Below are 19,384 nucleotides of genomic sequence, written 5' to 3' on the forward strand. Positions count from 1 at the left end.
GTCTTGGGAGCGGCGAGGGGATAGAAAGATGCCTGAGAAACATCGACCGGAAGACGATGTGACGACGTCCGCCAGCCGTCTCAAGGTGGGGTTCATCTTGGCGCGGTCTTTCACATTGTCCGCCTTCGCGCTCTTCGTGGATACATTGCGGCTTGCAAGCGACAAACAGGATCGGTCCGGAAGGGTGCTTGCCGACTGGCAGGTGCTCGGCAGCACGAGGCACCTCATAACCTCGAGCTGCGGCGTTCAGGTCGCCCCGACGTCGGATCTCGTCGATCCCACGAGGTTCGATTACATCGTGGTTGTCGGCGGTCTTTTGACCGTCGCAAATCCCGTCGACGAGGCGACAAACACCTACCTCAAGCAGGCCGACGCCAAGAAGGTGCCGCTGATCGGCGTGTGCACCGGTTCGTTCATTCTTGCTGCGGCCGGCCTGATGAAGCGGCACGAATCCTGTGTAAGCTGGCTGCATTACGAAGGGTTTCGAGAGCGCTTTCCTGAGCTCAAGGTCCGTTCCGACCGGTTGTTCAACCTCGATCGCCAGCGGGGATCGTGCGCGGGCGGTAGCAGTGCTGCCGACATGGCGGCATTGCTCGTCAGGAAATACATCAGCCGCGATGCGGAACGAAATGCACTGGAGGTCCTTCAGATCGAGAAGGCTCGCACGACCGCGGACATACAGCCCCGCCGTCCACTCTACGAAGATTATGACGATGCCCGCGTCAAGGCGACGATGATCGCAATGGAACAGTTCGTCGATGGCAGCCTGCCGATCCCCAAGCTGGCTGCCAAGGTTGGGTTATCGCGGCGGCAACTGGAGAGGATATTCCTCGAAAAGACGGGAATGTCTCCTGCCAAAGCCTATAACCGCGTTCGCATGGAGCGGGCGAAATCGATCCTTGCCCGGTCGAAGGCGCCTCTCATCGAGGTCGCGCTGGATGTTGGGTTTGAAAACACGTCGCAGTTCACAAGGACGTTCAAGCGCACATTTGGGCAGACGCCGTCACAACATCGCGCCGAGGTTTTGAGAACCCGTTAGAATGCATCCTCTAAGGCGACGGTGCGATAAGCAGCATCAGTGCGTTGATGGCTATCGCAGCGGCCAATAGAACTGCAAATATGCGAGGGTTGTTTCCCATCTTCGCCGCCAATCATATGCTGCCATGCTCAATGAAATGGGCGCCGCTGTAAAGAGCATTAGCATCCCACCTATGGCACCAGACACCTATGGGAGGCTTTGCCGAACTATCGCAACGCGGCTTGAGCCTCAGGGTGTTTTCATCGCCGCGTCGGCTGTCGCGTCTGTGGGCATGATCATCACCATGATCCTGCAGGACGCACGAAAGCTCAAGTTGGATAGGGGAGCTTGAGTTGCGAAAATCCCCGCTACACTGGCCTCGTTTTCCGATGTTCGCAGTGCTGCAAAACATCAAGTTTTGCGGCGACTGCGGTGGACGCCTGTGACGCATGCCCTGAAATCTAGGGTCGCTAATATGCTTTGCGGCTAAAATATGGTAGTTCTGCTACAGCCTTTCGACGGTGACGATCTATATCCCGACCTATAGCAACAACCGAGGATACACCGATGCATAAGCTAATCATCTCTACCGCGATTGCTAGTATCGTTGGCTTCAGTGCGGCGTCGGCCGCAGATGTTGTAACACAAGCACCGGAGGCGCCTGTCGTTGAAACGCCAGCGGGCTTCACGTGGGCGGGTGCATATGCCGGTATTCGCGGCGGCGGCAATTGGGTGAATGGAGATTTCAGCATTCCCGGCGCAAGCACGTCTGAAGATTTAAGTGGCGGCCTAGTCGGTGGCTTCATCGGCTACAATTGGCAATTTGAGAACCATGTCGTGCTCGGTCTTGAAGGCGACCTGAATTATAATTGGAACAGGGATACCGTTGCGCCAGGCATCGACGTCGGGACGGATATCGATGGTTCCGTTCGCGCCCGCCTCGGCTATGCCTTCGATCGCACTCTGATCTATGCGACAGGCGGCTGGGAAGCGACGCGGGGCTTTGTCGACACGGGCAGTAAAGACACCAAAACCTTCAATGGCTGGACTCTCGGCGCCGGGCTTGATTATGCCTTCACCGATCGCGTCTTTGGCCGCTTGGAATACCGCTACACCGACTTCGGCAGCAAGGATATCAATGGTGTGAACGTCGATCTGAAGCAGAACGCTGTTGTCGTCGGTATCGGTGTAAAATTCTGGTGATCGGTTTCAGCGCACGACATCGGGCGCCCTACAAAGCATTTGGATCATCGAAGGGGACCGCTGCAGTTCCCCCCGAGGCGTCGCCCGTGATGACCTCAGGACTGCGTAGGTTTGATATTGTCCGTGCGCACTCGCCCCTCCAGAATGCCACGGCGCAAGTCCGCCCGGCCGTGCTCGAGTTCCACCACCGTATAGAGCTTCTCGCTGCGGAATGCGCTGGCGTTCGCCGTGCTGACGTCCTCGGCTGGCGCTGAATCGACCTCCATGTAGTCCAATTCACGCGCTGCCGCGACGACACGGGCGTCCCCGGCGGTACGGGCTGCCACCACCACCTCGCCGTGTGAAGGTGCGTTTTGCCAATTCAGGTCATTGGGCTCCGCGATAGGCGTGAGGCGATACACGTTTAGCAATTCTCCCATTGTCGACGCACCCTTTATCTGGGCATCCTCTATCTGGGCACGGCTTTCGACCGACCGACCGAACGTCGTGCGGCTGGTTGCGTTGTTGCGGTCGGTTCCGTTTGTTTTGACGACATTGGACATGTTTTCATCCTCTTCGCATCTGTAGCGCGGACAGCCTGTGTTCCTATGGGCAGGGTGCAGCGGCGCGACTGCTGTTTGAAGCAAACATTGCTTTGGCCGGGGTGTCTGGGAGCGATCGGAGCCTATCGGCATGTCACCGCTCGTTTGTCGGGATCAGCACCTCAATGTGTCAACGGCGGAGACTGGCATCTGTTCCAACTGCAAATTCGGCCTTTTCACGGAGGTCATCGGTTTTGTAGCATCGGAAAACGCTTCGGGAGTTCAGCCGCCTACGGTGGGTAAAATCGAATGTGGCGCCGGGAACAAATGAAGCGGCTGGATGTTCGGTGCGTGGCGAGCCCGTCCCTAAACTCGCCAACGCTCGCTCCATCAAGCKGTCGTTAGAGAGCTGCCGTTGATCTCGCGCTCTTTCCACTCATCAACGGCGGCCCTCTATAGAGCGCGGCAGGGAATACGCCATGCGCCTTATCCCAACGTTCCCTGCCGCGTCTGGCATCCTTTGAAGAAAATATCCAAGCTTCTTCAGCCGTTGTCAGAAACGCGCGACGCGCTTTGTCTGTCGAGCCCCAAATCATCGCGCGCCTCGATCAAAGCCTGCTGCGTCCCCTTTGCCGCATCCCAAAGATGCCGCTCAGCCAAGGAGTTGAAATGGCCTATACACAAGACGATCTTGATATGGTCCTGCGCCACATTGCAGAAGGCGAGCAGCACATTTCGAACCAGGAGGTAATCATCACCAAACTCCGCATCAGGCAGCTTGACACGAAAGCAGCCGAAGAGGCCTTGGCGGTTTTCAACGAAATGCTGCGGATCCATCGCCACAACTGCGATGTCATTGCTGCTGGCCTGGAAGACGATCATTAGCCTTATGGCTAGTGGGGGTCTTGTTTCGATACCTTATGAAGTGCGCTTCCCTTGTGCGCAGCAATATGGTCGGTCTTGTCGCTCTTGATTTCATATTGCGGATCGTCCGCGGAAGCGTGATGCGTGTGGCCTTTATAATCGAAATCGCGGGTATGAATTTTGATGATCGTCCCGCTGACACGACCCGCCTCGGAGTTCCAGCTCACATGATCGCCGACCTTGAATGTTGTTCGCATTGCGTCCTGCTTCCGCACCGACCTCTTTCACGCCACTAACGCAACCTCACGCTCTTTGTTCATTCAACCGGAAAGCTGAACAGAGGATGGGGAGGTGTCGGCGGTGGTTAGCGCCGGCAATCGGATCGTCAAAGAGCATGCAATGTGAATTGCAGATAGGCGGCAAGGCTGATAGCCGAAAGTCCGACAATGATGACAGGATGCGGGAGGCTCCTGCTGATGGTCGCAAGTGCCAGACCAAGCAGGACGAGCATTCCCCCCAGCAAAAGGCCCTTATCGGCAACGGACAGGGCGAGGGCGGACAGGCTGACGGCCGCAGCGACCATCGTGACCGGCATCTGGTTTTGAAGAGGCTCGCTTCGGCTCGTGAACGTGAGCAAGAACCTGTTCCAGCTCAGTCCGAGGGAAATGCTCAAGAGCAGGGAGGGGAGAATATGCCACATGAAACGTTGTCTCTTCTGGTATCKAACCTAAACAAGCAATCCATGTGCCAAGGCGAGAAACGGCTGTTTGCTAAGGCAAATCGGGGCGCTGGGATGCGTCGTTGCCTGTTTGAAGGTCTATCTGCCTTTCTGTTCAGCACTCAATCGACCCGATGGTCGATCGGCATGAAGGCTCATCGGTATTGCAATCCCGTTTGCGTGATGATCGCATCCATGGGGATGTCATGGGCAAGAGGATGAATGGTGTCGATCTTTTGGGATTGAAAGCCCACGCCGATAGCAAGAGGCTTGCAGCCGAGAGCAGCCAGTGTTCTGTCGAAAAAGCCGCCCCCATAACCTAGCCGGAAGCATCCAGCATCGAAGCCGACGAGCGGTGCTATGACGATGTCTGGAATAGCTTGCGTGCCTTCGGCCGGCACAGGGATATTCCAAACTCCACGTTCAAGCCGGTCGCCCATTTTCCACGATCGGAACAGCAATGGCGTGGCTTTGGCGACGACCACCGGCAACAGGCAAATAGCGCCACGAGCCGTCAAGCTCGCCATCCACCCTCTGAGGTCGGGTTCCCCCAGGAACGGCCAAAAAAGGCTTATGTATTTACCGGCGACGTTGGTGACAATACGGTCAAGATGGCTCGCGATCGCGCGCGTATAGTCTTCGCGATCCGCTACCGGTAACCCCTTGCGCTGATCGATCAGCCTTTGTCGTTGCGTCTTTCGCCAGGCAAATACGTCTGCGTTTGAGGCAAAGCTCGGTGAGATGCCGCTATAGGCGGCATCGACTTCGTGCAGCATGCAGGCGGGCGACGCGAATTCGCGGGGTGTTTCGCCCATCTCCGATCGATTTGACTTTGTCATTAGTTCTTTACCCCTCCCGTTTGATGGATTGAGGTGAAAACCCGCTTGAGCCGTAGCAATGATTTTTATATAGGGAACGATATGGCAGTTTAATTCCTGAATCGAGATCTTTTTGGACCTTTCATCGATCGAGATATTCCTCGCCGTCGCTAATGACCACAGCGTGACCAAGGCGGCCAAAGCCGTCGGCCGCGCGCCGTCGAACGTGACGACACGGATTCAGCAGTTGGAGGATTATCTCGGCGTCCTGCTCTTCAGCCGTGACGGCAAGAGGATGACGTTGACGCGGGAAGGCGAGACGTTTCTGGTCTATGCCAAGCGCCTTGCGGCCCTGGCGCTCGAAGCGCGGCAAGCGGTCAGGCCTCTGCAACCTTCGGGCACGTTGCGTGTCGGGACCATGGAAAGCACGGCGGCAAGCCGACTGCCGGCAGCGCTTACGCAATTCAACCAGATGTGGCCCGATGTGTCGCTTCATTTGACATTGGGTGCCTCGCGCGAGCTCGCTCGGGACGTTCTTGGCGAGGCATTGGACTGTGCGCTGATCGCCCGTCCGCCCAAGCCGATGCTTGACGAAGACGCAGATTTTAATACGGAGCTTAGGCGGCTTGAGATGGAACCCGTCTTTGTCGAGGACCTGTTGCTCGTATTGCCGTCCGGGCATCCGCCCATTCGATCCGCCGCCGACTTGCGGGTCGGGTCCCTTGCCGCTTTGGAACCCGGATGCACCTATCGAAGGATTGCCGAAAACTGGGTGCGAAAATCGAGTGGCTTGCAGACGCGGGAGCTTGGCTCCTACCATGCCATCCTGGCAAGCGTCGCAACCGGGGGCGCGGCAGGTGTCATACCGAAATCGGTTCTCGATCTCATGCATTGGCCGACGAGTTCTCCGACCCATCACCTTGGATCGGTCGACACGATCCTCATCTATCGCAGGAATGATCGGCCGACCGCATTCAAGGCCTTCCATGAAGTCCTTAGCGCCGCCAAAGGCCGGGATCCGCGGTTGGTAACATACTAGCCGCCACGACCTCCACCCGCTCACAAACACTTTCCCCAAACTGGTTTCATCATGCCGCATCCTGACTCCCAGAAGATGGGACTGAGCMGTTACCGCTTGTTTTCACCGATCCTTGCCGGGGCAACTCTGCACGAACGATTGATGGCTTGTCTGGGTGCCTTGATCGGTATCGGTCTTACCGGCGTCATCAGCGGCTATCTCTTCGGGCAAGGCCCTCATCTTCCGCTCATCGTCGCACCGATGGGCGCATCGGCGGTGCTCCTTTTTGCGGTGCCATCCAGTCCGCTTGCTCAGCCCTGGTCGATTATCGGCGGCAATACCATTTCCGCCATGATGGGCATGATTGCCGCCTATTTCATTCACGATCCGATCATCGCCATCGGGGTCGGCGTTTCACTGGCGATCGGTGCGATGTCTTTCACCCGATGCCTTCATCCACCCGGCGGTGCCGCAGCACTGACCGCTGTTCTCGGAGGTCCGGTCGTTGCAGGCTGGGGGTTCTTGTTTCCGTTCATCCCCGTAGCCTTGAATTCCTGCATACTCGTTGGCCTCGGCCTGCTGTTCCACAGATTTTCCAAACGCAACTATCCGCATGTCGTCGCAAAGGTGCCCGAGAATATCCATCAGACGAGCGATCTGCCGTCGGTCTTGCGCGTGGGCTTTCGGGAAGAAGATGTCGACGCTGCTCTGGCAGCGCTCGACGAGTCATTCGATATCGATCCGGCAGATCTCAGCCGCCTGTTGCGGCAGGTCGAGTTGCAGGCAGCGGTGCGATCGCACGGAGACATACGCTGTGCCGATATCATGTCGTACGACGTGATCGCGATCGGCGTGAGCGCCGAGCCGGATCATGCGCGGCATCTTCTGTTGAAGCATAATATCCGCACGCTGCCGGTAAAGGACGCGGAAGACCGCCTGATCGGTACGATCGGCCTGCGCGAATTGTCTCAGAATATCGACAGCATTGCAGGCGCGATATCGGAACCGGCTGTGGCGGATGCTGCCGATCCTGCACTATCGCTGTTGCCCGTTCTGACCGATGGACGCACGCATGCGGTGATTGTCGTGGATGCCGACTACCACGTCCTCGGCCTGATATCGCAGACGGACCTTCTGAGCGCCATGGCGCGCCTTCTGGCAACTAACAACGTCGCGACGACGGTCGATGCTTGATGTGGGACGGCCATTCTATGGCCGTCATTTGTGTCCACTCCATACCTCAGCGGAAAAGCGGAAGGCGATTTCATCGCTGAGCGCTATCGCTAGATGTGCATTGCAGCAAAAAAGATATGAAATGCATTGCACTGCGTGAAAACCGCGCTTGACCAATTCGATTTCGGCGCCATTTGAGGCGACAGCCTACGGCTACGTGACCTTGTGCGGCTGCTTCGCCGAAAATCAGATGGAGTTTTAACATCGCAAATGAATCGGATGAGAGCTTGAGGTCGCCGTCTTCCTGGGAAACGGGGAGCGCTATTCTCGAGTCGGATGAAATCGTCTTCGAACACTTGAGCGAGAACCGGTCCGGCGCGGCGCTGAAAGGGGCGTTTTGGTCGGCGTTGGATACGCTGATACCGACGGCGCTGAACAGCCTCGTTTTCATTGTCACGTCGCGATATCTGCTGCCACAGGATTTTGGCCTGGTGGCGCTTGCCTTCAGCATCGTGAGTTTTGCCGCTGGCCTTGGGCCGACCGCGTTTGGCGAAGCGTTGATCCAGCAAAAGACCATTCGGCAGAGCCACCTCGATACCGTGTTCTGGCTGTCGTTCGCGTCGGCGGCGATCCTTTACCTCGTGCTTTTCGGGGGATCCTCCTACATTGCCCATGCCCTGGGCCATGACGAAATCGTCGGCCTGTTGATGATTATCGGCTTGAAGATCTTCTTCGACATGATGATCATCGTTCCCAATGCCCTTATCGGCCGTACGATGTCCTTTCATCTTGCCGCCGTCCGCACGGCGATCGCCACGGTCGTGTCCGGCCTCGTGTGCCTGGCCTTGATTTTCGCCGGTTTCGGCCTTTGGGCACTGGCGATCGCGCAGATCGCCGCACCTGCCGCCGGATGCATTGCCGCCTTCTGGGGCGCGGGATGGCTGCCGGGGCTGAGGATCAAGTGGAGCAGTCTTCGCGAGCTCCTGCATTACGGCATATTTGCTTCCGGCAATCGCTTCCTGCAGTCCATGAGCCTCGATCAGCTCATCATCGGCACGCTCGTCAGCCCGGCCGCGCTCGGCGTCTACAATTTTGCCCGTCGGCTTTTCGAAATGATMAACAACGTCGTTGCCGGAGGCCTGACCTCGGTCACGCACGTTCTTCTCTCGTCGCTGCAGCATGATCAGAACAAGGTCCGCGAGGCATTCCTCATGGCAACGTTCGGCTGCTCGCTGGTGTCATTTCCGGCTTTCATGGGTCTTGCCGCCGTGGCCGACGATGCTATTCCGCTGATTTTCGGACAGCACTGGGCGGCTGCGATCTGGCCGGTGCGGTTTTTCTGCGTCATCGGATTGATGAGCGGAATAGGCGTTGTCCAGGCATCTTTGATCACCAGCCAGGGCAAGTCGGACTGGTGGTTCTACTACCAGCTCGTGCGAAACATCGTCACGATCATCACCGTGCTGCTGCTTTACCCATATGGCGTCACCACCATCGTCTTTGCGCTCATGCTCGAAGTGCTGATCCTTTGGCCGGTTACGCTCTGGATGGTTTCGCAACTGATTGCGCTCAGCATCGGAAATTATTTTGCCCAGTTTCTCAGGCCGATAGCCGCCTATGTCGGAATGCTGGCTGCGGTGCTGGGCGCTTCGGCATTGCTGCAGGATTGGCACCCGGCCTCGCGCCTTGCCATCGAAATCCCGATCGGCGCAATCGTCTACACCGGCTTGATCTTCATTCTTTGCCGGGAGAGAGCTCTTTTCCTGGTGAAGACAATGCTCCGGCGGCGCCAAAGATAGCCATCAAGAACCTGCGCTCGGCTCGGCGGCCGAGCGAGTGAATCGTTTGTCCATTCCAATGTCCCTGTCGTATTCGCCAGGGCTGATGTGACCGCAAAAGAGGGAATTATGCCACTCGTTACGTTCATCATTCCGGTTCGGCATCAGGCCAATGCGAAAGATTGGCCAGCCTTGAAAGAGCGGTTGTCCCAGACCGTGGCGTCGATTGCCGGTCAATCGAATCCCGATTGGAGCGCCGTGATCGTTGCCAACGAAGGTGCGGATCTGCCCGATCTGCCGCCGCAATTTTCTGTCGCCCGCGTTACATTCCCGCCGAACCAGCTCCATGATTTGGATAGTGCGGACAGAGAGAAGGTCTACGACGCGTTCCGTCTGGACAAGGGGCGTCGCGTGCTAAGCGGCATGCTTTCAGCCCGGAATTCGCGGTTTTTCATGATCGTGGATGACGACGATTTTGTCAGCGCCAACATCGTCAGTTACGTTGCGAAGCATCCACAAGCGAACGGCTGGAAGATCGACAAGGGCTATCTCTGGAACGAAGGCGGCCGGTTGATCATGCATTACGATGATTTCGCGAACTATTGCGGCACATCGTTGATCGTGCAATCGCGCCTCTACGATCTCCCGGTGTCGTTGGAGGCGGCCAACATCGATTATGTGAAGTCGATGCTGGGCAGCCATGTCCGTATCGGAAACATATTGGCCGAGCGCGGCACGTCTCTCGAAGCGCTACCGTTTCGCGGCGCCATCTACCGCGTTGGGCACAGCGGCGCGCACAGCAAGTCCTCCGGTCTTCTCGCGACCTATTTTTTCAATACCAGCGCGCTTCGGCGCCCTCGCCAACTTCTCCGCAATCTCAGGCGGGTTCGTCCGCTTGATCGCGGCCTGCGCAACGAGTTCTTCGGTGCCGCCAGTGCCAACAACGTGAAATGGTGACCTGAGGTGGAAGCATCCGATATATCAGCGACCAAAGAAGGCGTTAGGCCTGTCGCTGCGCAGCAGCAGCGACGCTCAACCCCGACGGGTCGGACGAGCCATCGATACGCCTCGCTGGATGCGATGCGCGGCCTGGCGGCATTTGCGGTCGTTGTCTATCACCTTCAACGGCCCTATGCGCCTTTGGCCTATGTTGCGGTTGATTTCTTCTTCGTTCTCAGCGGCTTCGTCATTGCGAGGTCCTACAGCGAAAAGCTCGCAGGCGGAATGCCGCTGGCGGCCTTTATGAGGGCTCGATACGCGCGCCTCTATCCGTTGTTCCTACTCGGAACCTTCTTCGGACTGGTACAACTGCTGGCCCATTGGAAATCGTCCAACGACACTATCGGCGATTTGCTCGCAAGCCTGATCTCGACCGTATTCATGCTGCCGTCTCCGAGCTTTCTGACGAGATCCGCAACGGATTTGTGGCCCCTATACCCCTTGAACGGACCGGCCTGGTCACTGTTCTGGGAGCTGCTCGTCAATCTCGTATTCGCCATGATGCTTTTCAGGATGAGAACGAAATATCTTGCTGTTATCGCGGCGGTTTCGCTGGCCTGCCTGGTCGCATCCGTCTCGGTGCACCAGTCCCTCGATCTCGGCTGGGAGTGGCGATCGGTCGACGGTGGACTGGCGCGCGTCTTTTTCTCCTTTGTCGTCGGGATGATCATATACCGGGTTCAGAAAAATAGGCCGCCCGCGGTCACCTATTTGGCGCTCTTGCCGATCGTCTTGATTTTGAGCCTGCTGTTTCTGCCGATCTATTCGCTGAAATTCGCCCTGCTGTTCTGCATCGTCATTTCGCCGCTGGTCGTCCTTGCCGGCACATTTCTGGAAATTCCGGCGAAAATTCAGCCGCTTGGCATATTTCTCGGTTATCTCTCCTATCCGATCTATATGTGTCATAGAGGCTTTACGGAAATATACGCTCACTTCGTCAACAGCGATCATGTGCCCCCGTTGATCTACATCGGAGGCTTTCTGGTGTTGATTTCGATGATATCGCTTTTGTCGGCTCAGCTTGTCTCGATCGTGCCGAGATTTGCGTTTGCCGCAAAGATGCGAGCGCCGTAGACCGCTGGACAGCGACGTTGCTTTTGGCAGGGCGTTTGACCGGAAGGGGATCGTCATCCCCGCCGGCAATTATCCAATTTTTGCCAGGCTGAACGCGAGATCCGACAGTAGGTCCTTTTCGGCTTCCAGGCCGACCGACATCCTCAGCAATCCGTTGCTGATACCAGCAGCACGGCGCGCCTCTTCGCCCATGCCGACATGGGTCATGCTGGCCGGATGGGCGACAAGGCTTTCGACGCCGCCCAGGGATTCGGCCAGAGTGAAGATCGTCAGGGCGGCCACGAAGCGGCGTACGGCTTCGATTCCTCCTTTGAGCTCAAAGCTCAGCATGGCGCCGAAGCCGAGTTGTTGCCGTGTTGCTAGCTCATGGCCGGGATGGGTGGGCAGGCCTGGATAATGTACGATGCTGATTTCCGGGCGCTGGGCGAGGAAGCGCGCGACCGCAGCAGCGGTCGTCTGCTGCCGCTCGACGCGCGCAAACAGGCTGCGGATGCCGCGGAGGGTGAGATAGGAATCGAACGGCGATCCCGTGACGCCGATCATGTTCGCCCAGCCCTTCAGATCCTCGATGTCATCAGAATCTGCCGCTACGACGGCGCCACCGACGACATCGGAATGACCGTTGAGATATTTCGTCGTCGAGTGGATGACGAAGTCCGCACCAAGGGCAATGGGTCGCTGCAGAGCGGGCGACAGGAAGGTATTGTCGACCACCAGCCGCGCATTCACGGATTTCGCATGCCGGGAAATGGCCTCGATATCGACGATGCGCATGAGCGGGTTGCTCGGCGTTTCAACGAAGACCAGGGACGCGCCGCGCTTCAAGGCGGCGATCAAAGCTTCATCGTTGTTTTGATCGACAAACTCCACGTCGAAATGACCCTTGTCTCTCAAAGCGGAAAGCAATCGGTAGGTTCCGCCATAGCAATCATGTGGTGCAATCACCCGGTCACCGGGTTTCAGCAGACTGAGGACAAGGTTGACCGCAGCCATTCCGGATGAAGTCACGACAGCCCCGGCACCGCCTTCCAGCTTTGCCAATGTATCGGCGAGGAGATCGCGTGTGGGATTAGAGGTTCTGGAATATTCATAGGCCTGCGAGTGCTCGAATTCTCGAAATGCGAAGTTGCTCGACAGATAAAGTGGCGGGTTCACGGCACCGAAGGCTGCATCGCTTGCGATCCCGTTTGCGGCTGCAATCGTTCTGAAGTCCTTGATCATTGATATTTATTGCCTTTTGCGGATTGGGCGGTCTCATTGAGATGCGCGCGGGTTGAAGGGCAACCGGCGCTGTCTACGCCCGATTTCGAACCATCGAAGCGGCTCGTGGCGCCAACTATAATTTCCGTTTTGGGAATGACAATAAAATATCGTTCTCCAATTCGTTTTGATATATGAGGGCATCCGTTGGCGAAGTGGGGGTGAAATAATGTTTGTCGAGCGCGCGCAAAATGGCGATTTTATCGTTGATTCCATTGAGATCGCCGACCGGTTCGGTCTGTCGCTGGCAGAGTTTCGCCGCTACATGCAACGCGGCTCCGTCACCTCTTCCGTAGAGGTGGGTACGGAGGATCACGAGGGAACGAAGCGCCTATCCCTACGATTGGGCAACCGGATATGGCGTGTGGTTCTGGATGATGAGAACCGGGTGCGGCACGAGGAAATGACATTTCTCGGCAGGCAGCATGCGACACCCAAGTCCTCGGATAAATAATTACTGCGTGGTTCCGCCTGGCGACGGGATGGAAGAGTCCTCTTCCCCGGCCTGTATTGCGCGAAACGCTGTAACCACTCGATCGGCCATATCGGCGCAGCGCGCCCCATCGAAGGGAAAGAGGGCAGAGAACGCGCCGGAAAACTGCTTCTCGATCGAAAGCCGCATCATTTTGCGGGCGCGGTGCAGCCGCGTCTTAGTCGTCTCCAGCTTGATGCCGAGGAGGGATGAAGTCTCTTCCGTGCTGAAGCCTTCCACGTCGCGCAGAATGAAGACCGTGCGGAACTCGGCCGGCAGGGCATCGATCGCGTGTTCCAGCAAATGCCTGGTCTGATTTCGTGCCAGTTCAGCCTCCGGATCGGCTGACGCCAGCGAGGAGGGGAAGTGCAACAAACCGCCGCCTGACGCCTTGTTCTGCATGTCGATCTCCTCAAGCCCGGTAAAATCGCGTCGCACACGCACCCGGGCGAACGCTTCGTTGAGCGCAATCCTCGTCAGCCAGGTCGATAATCTTGAATTCTCGCGAAAAGCCGAGAGGTTGATGAACGCCTGCACATAGGTCGCCTGTACCACATCCTCCGCCTCCGCATCGTTGCCAACGATGGTGCGCGCCGCTCGAAACAGGCGCTGATTGTTGCGCTGGATGATGATCCTGATGGCATCCTCATCGCTCGCCTTGGTACGAGCGATGAGTTCGGCTTCCGAAAGGGAAGAAGGATCCGGCCGTTGTCGCTTGGCTGCGGCGGGGACGGCAGTCATCTCGGCTCCTCTCGTTCCTCACGGCTGCGCATTCAGCTCTCCGGTCATCGTCGGATGAAAGCGGCAGTAAAATTTCACCGGTCCTGCGCGCTCGATCGTCATCTTGCCTTGCGACTTGGCCGGCAGGTCGATGTCGAAACTTCCATCGCGTGCAGTAGCCGTATGGCGGAATATATCATCATTGTGCCAGACGATCACGTCGCCGACATGTAGCGTCGCAGGCGGGGAGCCGAATTTCATATTCGCGATGGCGATTTGATATTCGGCTGGTTTTGCCACCGTGCTGATCATCATTGCCAGCAACCCCGCGACAACGGCGAGCGCATGCTTTCTATTCATCGCGCTCATTGCCGGTTCATTTCATCGTCGCGGCAAGATGTTCCGCATGCGTTTGATGTTCCTTGAAGAGCGTCAGGCCGGTCTCCAACAAGGACTTGAGTTCGGCATTCTTTGCCGATGGGATTAGTTGCTTGGCGAGCGCCTCGTTGACGGTCTTGTGATAGGCCACTTCGTTGTCGACATAGGCTTTGTCGAAGGCCTTGCCGTCCAATGCGCCGAGCTTGGTCAGTTCCTTGCTCGCCTGCGCACTCAGCGACTTGCTGACGTCGTTATCCTCAGGCGTGACCTTGAGTTTCTTGACCAGCGCTAACGCCTGCTCGTTGACGCTTTTGTGGTCGCGCTCCATGGTCTTGGCGAAATCGATGACCTCTGGATTCTTGCTCTTCTTCAACGCCTGCTGGGCAGCCGTCACGTCGATCTGCCCGGCGGTGTAGGCGATATGGGCGATTTGTGGATCGGTGATTTTTGTCTCGGCGGCGATGGCCGCAGTGCCGGCGAGGCCGAGCAGGAATGCCGCAGTCAGAATGGGTTTAAACATGATTTTTCTCCCGTTCGTTGGTGATCCGGAGCGAACATTGGATGGAGCGCCGTCCTTCGATCCGTTGGTCCCGTATCGGAACTAGCCATTGGATGGAGTTGGGAGAAAAAGGTTCCCAAAAAATATCGGACTTGTACGGGCCTATGCATTTTGGCGAACGAAGCGCCGTGATCTTCCCAGATATAGCGGCGTCTGCGTAATGCCATTCGTGGAATGATCTTCGCTCTAAATGATAGAATTCTATCATTCAGATATTTCCCAGGCGTAGATATCAGAAGGAGGAATTGCCCGATTCGCCGTTCGTTGGACGCCGCATTTGCTCAATGAAGCTGATTTCCGGGCGCCGTTAATTGCTGCCAGCCGATGAAATAGTTGGTCGGCGCATGGTGGGGTCCTGAGGTATTCCATCATGAATGAGATGGCGTGGTGATGGAATATGATAGATTCCATCATCGCCGCATTGAGGCAAGCGAAAACTCGACCTATCCTCTTCGTCATCAGAGGCGGTGCGGCGTTTGCGCATCGCGGGGAGGCAGGAAGCAGCCATGAGCGAGAGCATCAAGCGCGATTACAGCCTGCTCGGCCCAAGCAGCCGGCAGGCGGTCGAAACCGGGCTGGCGGCGGCCGAGTGGTATCATACCGACATTGCGCGCAAGGAGATGAAGGCGCTGATGCAGCGCTCCGATGATGCCGCCATCCGCGATACGGTCATCTGGCTCGGCAGCATGGTGGTCTTTGCCGGCCTCGGCGTTGCCTTCTGGGGCTCCTTAATCGCTCTGCCCTTCTTCCTGGCTTACGGCGTGCTTTATGGCTCGGCCTCCGACAGCCGCTGGCATGAATGCGGGCACGGCACGGCGTTCAAGACCCGCTGGATGAACGATGCGGTCTACCAGATCGCCTGCTTCATGATCATGCGCAATCCGGTGACCTGGCGCTGGAGCCATACCCGCCATCACACCGACACCGTCATCGTCGGCCGCGATCCGGAGATCGCCGTCATGCGGCCGCCGGATTTGCTGCGCCTGGTCCTGAACTTTTTCGGCCTCGTCGATGTCTTYTATGCSSTGCTCGACATGATCCGCAACGCCTTCGGCATCGTCAGCGCCACGGAGAAGACCTTCATTCCGGAGATGGAGCAGCCGAAGGCGATYCGCATCGCCCGCATCTGGCTGGCGATCTATGTCGCCACCATCGCTKCTRCYTTTTATATGGGCTCGGTCCTGCCGCTGGTGCTGATCGGCCTGCCGCGGCTTTATGGCGCCTGGCATCATGTCTTGACCGGCCTGTTGCAGCATGGCGGTTTGGCCGACAATGTCATCGACCACCGGCTGAACAGCCGCACGGTGCTGATGAACCCGATCAGCCGCTTCATCTATTGGAACATGAACTACCATGTCGAACACCACATGTTCCCGATGGTGCCCTATCATGCGCTGCCGAAGCTGCATGCGATGATCAAACATGATCTGCCGCGGCCGAACCCCTCGATCTGGTCGGGCTACCGCGAAATGCTCCCGGCCTTCCTCAGGCAGTTGCGCAACGAGGATTATTTCCTGAAGCGCGACCTGCCGGCGACGGCGCGACCCTATCGCGAGGACTTCCACGTGACGCCTGCAGAAGCAGCGCAATAACCGCAGGCAAAAACAGCAGCCRAGAAYRGCAGAGCAGCCAGGAACGGCACATACAACGGCACATACAGGGAGGCAGGAATGAGCGGCAATTGGATCGAAGTCTGTGYGGCGAATGCGATCGACGAGGAGGACGTCATGCGCTTCGACCATGGCGGCAAGACCTTCGCCATCTACCGCAGTCCGGAAGACGACTATTTTGCCACCGACGGCSTCTGCACGCACGAGCAGATCCATCTCGCCGACGGGCTGGTGATGGACAACATCATCGAATGTCCCAAGCACAACGGCCGCTTCGACTATAGGACCGGCGAGGCCAAGGGCGCTCCGGTCTGCGTCAATCTCAAAACCTATCCGGTCAAGGTCGAAAACGGCACCGTCTTCATCGCAATCTGAGGGGAAAGCCATGCTGCATTTCGTCATTATAGGGGCAGGAGAATGCGGCGCTCGCGCCGCCTTTGCGCTCAGGGAGAAGGGCTTTGACGGCGACATCACTCTGGTCGGGGCCGAGCCGGTTGCGCCCTATGAACGTCCGCCGCTTTCGAAAGAGAGCCTTGCCCTTGGGCATGAGCCGAAGTTCGTCGCTGCCTTGGAGCGCTATGCCGATCAGCGCATCGATCTTCGGCTCGCGACGCATGCGACCAAGATCGATCCGGTCGGCAAGGTCGTCACGCTCTCCGACGGGCAGACGCTCAGCTACGACAAATTGTTGCTGGCGACCGGTGCATCCGCCCGTAGCTTTCCCGGCATCGCGGGCGGAGAGCGCATTCGCATGCTCCGCACCCACGCTGACGCGTCGGCCCTGCGGGCAGCGCTGCTCCCCGGTCGTCACATCGCCGTCATCGGCGGCGGCTTTATCGGTCTTGAGCTGGCGGCGACGGCGCGCAAGCTCGGCGCCGATGTTACCGTGATTGAGGGGCTGCCGCGTGTCCTGAAGCGGGGCGTGCCGGAGGCGGTGGCCGAGGTGATAACGCAACGTCATCGGGACGAAGGCGTCGCCATCCACTGTGGCGAGACCATTGCGGTCGTGGAAGATGGCGCGGATGGCGCGATTGTCCGCCTGGCGGGCGGCGAGGAAATCTCCGCCGATCTCGTGCTCATCGGCATCGGTGCTCAGCCGAATGTCGCGCTTGCTGAGAAGGCGGGGCTTGCGATCGAGAACGGCATCGCCGTCAACGAGCGGCTGGCAACCTCCGCAGCCGATATCTATGCCGCCGGCGATTGCTGCTCTTTTCCGCTGGCTCTTTATGGCGGGCGGCGGGTTCGCCTGGAATCCTGGCGCAACGCGCAGGAACAGGGAACGCTGGCCGCGGCCAACTTGCTCGGCGAAGCCGCCAGTATCTCGGCCGTGCCATGGTTCTGGTCCGATCAATATKATCTGACGCTGCAGATTGCCGGCCTTGCCGATGGCGCGACGACGATGCTCCGGCGTGACCTTGGCGAGGGCGCATTCATCCTTTTCCATCTCGATGAGGCCGGTCGGCTGCTTGCAGCCAGCGGCATCGGTCGCGGCAACGCCGTTGCCCGCGATATCCGTCTCGCCGAAATGCTGATTGCCGCCCGCGCTCATCCCGATCCGGAAGCGCTGACGGCGAGCCATGTCAAACTCAAATCGCTTCTTGCCGCGTGATGAGCCCATACCCAGGGAGTTTCCAATGAAAAAACACAGTCGTGCAACGGTCGCCGATCTCCTGGCGCTCAGAGGACAGCGGCAGCTCACCATGTTGCGCGTCACCTCGCTGGAGGAAGCCGAGGCAGCGGAAAAGGCCGGTATCGACATGCTGTCCGTGCCGCCTGCGCTGCTTGGCCCCGCATTCCGTGAAGCTGCCCCGAGCCCCTTTGCCATTCCAGGGCTTGAATACGGCGATTACGTCTCGGCGGAAGAATATATGCGCGAGGCGTTCAAGGCGCTGAAGGCAGGCGGCGACGCCGTTTATTGCGCCGCCGGGCTGCAAACAATCCGGCGGATGCGGGACGAGGGCATTCCGGTCTGCGGCCATGTCGGTCTCATTCCATCCAAGGCGACCTGGACGGGTGGTTTCCGCGCCGTCGGCAAGACCGCTGCTAGCGCCTTCGAGATCTGGCGCCAGACCAAGGCGTTGGAGGAGGCCGGTGCCTTTGCCGCGGAGATCGAGGTGGTGCCCGGCGATGTCGCCGCCGCGATCAGCAGCGCCACGTCGATGCTGATGATCTCCATGGGTGCCGGAAGCGGATGCGATGCCCAGTATCTCTTTGCCGACGACGTGCTTGGGAGCAATCGTGGGCACCGGCCACGTCATGCCAAGGTATACCGCGATTTTGCGGCTGAATACGACCGGCTGCAGAATGAACGGACCGCGGCGTTCAAGGAATTCGCCGAGGACGTTCGTTCGGGCGCTTATCCGGCAAAGGGGCATCTCGTCGCAATCGATGAGGCGGAACTGCAGACGTTTCTCCGGCTGCTTGCCGAAGGTGATGGCCGCTAGCGCCGCTGAGCGGCAGATTGGCGGCGTTTCATGATTTTCAATCGGACGACATAAGATGAAACAATATGTTCTACGGGTATCCTGCACATCGACGCGCGGGATCGTTGCGGCGATAGCGAATTATCTGGCCGATCAAGGCTGCAACATCGTCGACTCCAGCCAGTTCGACGATCTCGATACCGGCAAGTTCTTCATGCGGGTCTCCTTCATTTCCGAAGAAGGGGTCAACCAGCAGAAGCTGGTCGARGGCTTCAAGCCGGTCGCCGAGGCCTTCGAGATGGATGCYGAGATCTAYGAYGCCCAGAAGCGCATGAAGGTGCTGTTGATGGTGTCGCGYTTCGGCCATTGCCTCAACGACCTGCTGTACCGCTGGAAGATCGGCGCRYTGCCGATCGACATCGTCGGCGTCGTCTCCAACCAYTTCGATTACCAGAAGGTGGTGGTCAACCACGAYATCCCCTTCCACCACATCAAGGTRACGAAGGACAACAAGCCGCAGGCCGAAGCCCAGCTTCTGGATCTGGTCGAGCAGACCGGCACSGAACTGATCGTGCTYGCCCGCTACATGCAGGTGCTGTCGGATGCGCTGTGCAAGAAGATGTCGGGCAAGATCATCAACATCCACCATTCCTTCCTGCCGAGCTTCAAGGGCGCCAATCCGTACAAGCAGGCCTATGAGCGCGGCGTCAAGCTGATCGGGGCCACGGCGCATTACGTCACCGGCGATCTCGACGAAGGTCCGATCATCGAGCAGGAC

The 19,384-nt window shown here is 58.2% G+C and carries 22 protein-coding genes; 14 read left to right on the forward strand and 8 right to left on the reverse strand.

Annotated features, from left to right (window positions below):
• The first annotated feature begins 28 nt into the window (after nt 1–28).
• Both QD357_RS19105 and QD357_RS19110 read left to right on the forward strand, forming a co-directional pair.
• Nucleotides 29–1,039 (forward strand): GlxA family transcriptional regulator, encoded by a 1,011-nt coding sequence (locus tag QD357_RS19105; RefSeq protein WP_414124756.1) that lies wholly within the window; start codon nt 29–31, stop codon nt 1,037–1,039.
• 546 nt (nt 1,040–1,585) lie between these two features.
• Entirely contained in the window at nt 1,586–2,221 is a 636-nt protein-coding gene (locus tag QD357_RS19110) for an outer membrane protein (RefSeq protein ID WP_183939300.1), read from the forward strand.
• A gap of 95 nt (nt 2,222–2,316) precedes the next feature.
• Here the strand turns inward: QD357_RS19110 and QD357_RS19115 are convergent, their stop codons facing one another.
• Complete coding sequence (locus tag QD357_RS19115) at nt 2,317–2,763, reverse strand: hypothetical protein (protein ID WP_183939302.1); 447 nt, start codon at nt 2,761–2,763, stop codon at nt 2,317–2,319.
• A gap of 552 nt (nt 2,764–3,315) precedes the next feature.
• On the opposite strand from QD357_RS19115, the gene QD357_RS19120 reads away from it, so the two are divergent.
• The gene (locus QD357_RS19120; RefSeq protein ID WP_414124757.1) at nt 3,316–3,627 is read left to right on the forward strand and encodes a hypothetical protein; all 312 of its coding nucleotides are present in this window, start codon (nt 3,316–3,318) and stop codon (nt 3,625–3,627) included.
• A gap of 8 nt (nt 3,628–3,635) precedes the next feature.
• Here QD357_RS19120 and QD357_RS19125 read toward each other — a convergent pair whose 3' ends face one another.
• The 3 genes from QD357_RS19125 to QD357_RS19135 all read right to left on the reverse strand — a co-directional run bounded on the left by QD357_RS19125 (nt 3,636) and on the right by QD357_RS19135 (nt 5,139).
• A complete protein-coding gene (locus tag QD357_RS19125; protein WP_183939304.1) occupies nt 3,636–3,863 on the reverse strand; it encodes a DUF2945 domain-containing protein in 228 nt (75 codons plus the stop codon).
• Between the two features lie 128 nt (nt 3,864–3,991).
• Complete coding sequence (locus QD357_RS19130; RefSeq protein WP_414124758.1) at nt 3,992–4,306, reverse strand: hypothetical protein; 315 nt, start codon at nt 4,304–4,306, stop codon at nt 3,992–3,994.
• Nucleotides 4,307–4,479: 173 nt separating this feature from the next.
• Entirely contained in the window at nt 4,480–5,139 is a 660-nt protein-coding gene (locus QD357_RS19135; protein ID WP_246451400.1) for a 5-formyltetrahydrofolate cyclo-ligase, read from the reverse strand.
• 136 nt (nt 5,140–5,275) lie between these two features.
• Between QD357_RS19135 and QD357_RS19140 the strand changes: the two genes are divergently transcribed.
• From QD357_RS19140 to QD357_RS19160, 5 genes are all read left to right on the forward strand, one after another.
• On the forward strand, nt 5,276–6,181 hold the full coding sequence (locus tag QD357_RS19140; RefSeq protein ID WP_414124759.1) for a LysR substrate-binding domain-containing protein: 906 nt from the start codon (nt 5,276–5,278) through the stop codon (nt 6,179–6,181).
• A gap of 51 nt (nt 6,182–6,232) precedes the next feature.
• Nucleotides 6,233–7,354: an HPP family protein gene (locus tag QD357_RS19145; RefSeq protein WP_414124760.1), complete on the forward strand. Its 1,122-nt coding sequence runs from the start codon at nt 6,233–6,235 to the stop codon at nt 7,352–7,354.
• Nucleotides 7,355–7,620: 266 nt separating this feature from the next.
• On the forward strand, nt 7,621–9,132 hold the full coding sequence (locus QD357_RS19150) for a lipopolysaccharide biosynthesis protein (RefSeq protein ID WP_414124761.1): 1,512 nt from the start codon (nt 7,621–7,623) through the stop codon (nt 9,130–9,132).
• A 108-nt stretch (nt 9,133–9,240) separates the two neighbouring features.
• Nucleotides 9,241–10,068, forward strand: a complete 828-nt coding sequence (locus QD357_RS19155) for a galactosyl transferase (protein ID WP_414124762.1) — start codon at nt 9,241–9,243, stop codon at nt 10,066–10,068.
• Between the two features lie 6 nt (nt 10,069–10,074).
• On the forward strand, nt 10,075–11,184 hold the full coding sequence (locus tag QD357_RS19160; RefSeq protein ID WP_343069997.1) for an acyltransferase: 1,110 nt from the start codon (nt 10,075–10,077) through the stop codon (nt 11,182–11,184).
• Between the two features lie 69 nt (nt 11,185–11,253).
• Here QD357_RS19160 and metB read toward each other — a convergent pair whose 3' ends face one another.
• Nucleotides 11,254–12,405: a cystathionine gamma-synthase gene (gene metB / locus QD357_RS19165; protein ID WP_414124763.1), complete on the reverse strand. Its 1,152-nt coding sequence runs from the start codon at nt 12,403–12,405 to the stop codon at nt 11,254–11,256.
• Nucleotides 12,406–12,613: 208 nt separating this feature from the next.
• Here metB and QD357_RS19170 point away from each other — a divergent pair, with 208 nt between their 5' ends.
• On the forward strand, nt 12,614–12,898 hold the full coding sequence (locus QD357_RS19170; RefSeq protein ID WP_414124764.1) for a DUF6522 family protein: 285 nt from the start codon (nt 12,614–12,616) through the stop codon (nt 12,896–12,898).
• Here QD357_RS19170 and QD357_RS19175 read toward each other — a convergent pair whose 3' ends face one another.
• From QD357_RS19175 to QD357_RS19185, 3 genes are read right to left on the reverse strand one after another with little or no spacing between them, the layout of a single operon-like run.
• Nucleotides 12,899–13,657, reverse strand: coding sequence for an RNA polymerase sigma factor (locus QD357_RS19175; protein ID WP_414124765.1), 759 nt, complete (start codon nt 13,655–13,657; stop codon nt 12,899–12,901).
• Nucleotides 13,658–13,675: 18 nt separating this feature from the next.
• Entirely contained in the window at nt 13,676–13,996 is a 321-nt protein-coding gene (locus tag QD357_RS19180) for an amicyanin (protein WP_183939361.1), read from the reverse strand.
• A gap of 16 nt (nt 13,997–14,012) precedes the next feature.
• Nucleotides 14,013–14,534, reverse strand: a complete 522-nt coding sequence (locus tag QD357_RS19185) for a DUF4142 domain-containing protein (RefSeq protein ID WP_414124766.1) — start codon at nt 14,532–14,534, stop codon at nt 14,013–14,015.
• Nucleotides 14,535–15,079: 545 nt separating this feature from the next.
• Between QD357_RS19185 and QD357_RS19190 the strand changes: the two genes are divergently transcribed.
• The 5 genes from QD357_RS19190 to QD357_RS19210 all read left to right on the forward strand — a co-directional run.
• A complete protein-coding gene (locus QD357_RS19190; protein ID WP_414124767.1) occupies nt 15,080–16,165 on the forward strand; it encodes a fatty acid desaturase family protein in 1,086 nt (361 codons plus the stop codon).
• A 78-nt stretch (nt 16,166–16,243) separates the two neighbouring features.
• Nucleotides 16,244–16,558, forward strand: a complete 315-nt coding sequence (locus tag QD357_RS19195) for a MocE family 2Fe-2S type ferredoxin (protein ID WP_414124768.1) — start codon at nt 16,244–16,246, stop codon at nt 16,556–16,558.
• Nucleotides 16,559–16,568: 10 nt separating this feature from the next.
• The gene (locus QD357_RS19200; RefSeq protein WP_414124769.1) at nt 16,569–17,792 is read left to right on the forward strand and encodes an NAD(P)/FAD-dependent oxidoreductase; all 1,224 of its coding nucleotides are present in this window, start codon (nt 16,569–16,571) and stop codon (nt 17,790–17,792) included.
• 25 nt (nt 17,793–17,817) lie between these two features.
• On the forward strand, nt 17,818–18,627 hold the full coding sequence (locus QD357_RS19205; protein ID WP_183939325.1) for a 3-methyl-2-oxobutanoate hydroxymethyltransferase: 810 nt from the start codon (nt 17,818–17,820) through the stop codon (nt 18,625–18,627).
• A gap of 55 nt (nt 18,628–18,682) precedes the next feature.
• Nucleotides 18,683–19,384: formyltetrahydrofolate deformylase (locus tag QD357_RS19210; protein ID WP_414124770.1), on the forward strand; the 702-nt coding region annotated here is incomplete at its 3' end.

It is taken from the genome of Rhizobium sp. BR 317 (assembly GCF_047445835.1).
Lineage (GTDB): Bacteria > Pseudomonadota > Alphaproteobacteria > Rhizobiales > Rhizobiaceae > Rhizobium > Rhizobium paranaense.

Coding starts and splice junctions, on each gene's coding strand:
- QD357_RS19185 (WP_414124766.1), bottom strand. CDS start 14,534: ATGTTTAAACCCATTCTGACTGCGGCATTCCTGCTCGGCCTCGCCGGC.
- QD357_RS19155 (WP_414124762.1), top strand. CDS start 9,241: ATGCCACTCGTTACGTTCATCATTCCGGTTCGGCATCAGGCCAATGCG.
- QD357_RS19105 (WP_414124756.1), top strand. CDS start 29: ATGCCTGAGAAACATCGACCGGAAGACGATGTGACGACGTCCGCCAGC.
- QD357_RS19205 (WP_183939325.1), top strand. CDS start 17,818: ATGAAAAAACACAGTCGTGCAACGGTCGCCGATCTCCTGGCGCTCAGA.
- QD357_RS19170 (WP_414124764.1), top strand. CDS start 12,614: ATGTTTGTCGAGCGCGCGCAAAATGGCGATTTTATCGTTGATTCCATT.
- QD357_RS19175 (WP_414124765.1), bottom strand. CDS start 13,657: ATGACTGCCGTCCCCGCCGCAGCCAAGCGACAACGGCCGGATCCTTCT.
- QD357_RS19115 (WP_183939302.1), bottom strand. CDS start 2,763: ATGTCCAATGTCGTCAAAACAAACGGAACCGACCGCAACAACGCAACC.
- QD357_RS19180 (WP_183939361.1), bottom strand. CDS start 13,996: ATGAATAGAAAGCATGCGCTCGCCGTTGTCGCGGGGTTGCTGGCAATG.
- metB (WP_414124763.1), bottom strand. CDS start 12,405: ATGATCAAGGACTTCAGAACGATTGCAGCCGCAAACGGGATCGCAAGC.
- QD357_RS19110 (WP_183939300.1), top strand. CDS start 1,586: ATGCATAAGCTAATCATCTCTACCGCGATTGCTAGTATCGTTGGCTTC.
- QD357_RS19125 (WP_183939304.1), bottom strand. CDS start 3,863: ATGCGAACAACATTCAAGGTCGGCGATCATGTGAGCTGGAACTCCGAG.
- QD357_RS19135 (WP_246451400.1), bottom strand. CDS start 5,139: ATGGGCGAAACACCCCGCGAATTCGCGTCGCCCGCCTGCATGCTGCAC.
- QD357_RS19130 (WP_414124758.1), bottom strand. CDS start 4,306: ATGTGGCATATTCTCCCCTCCCTGCTCTTGAGCATTTCCCTCGGACTG.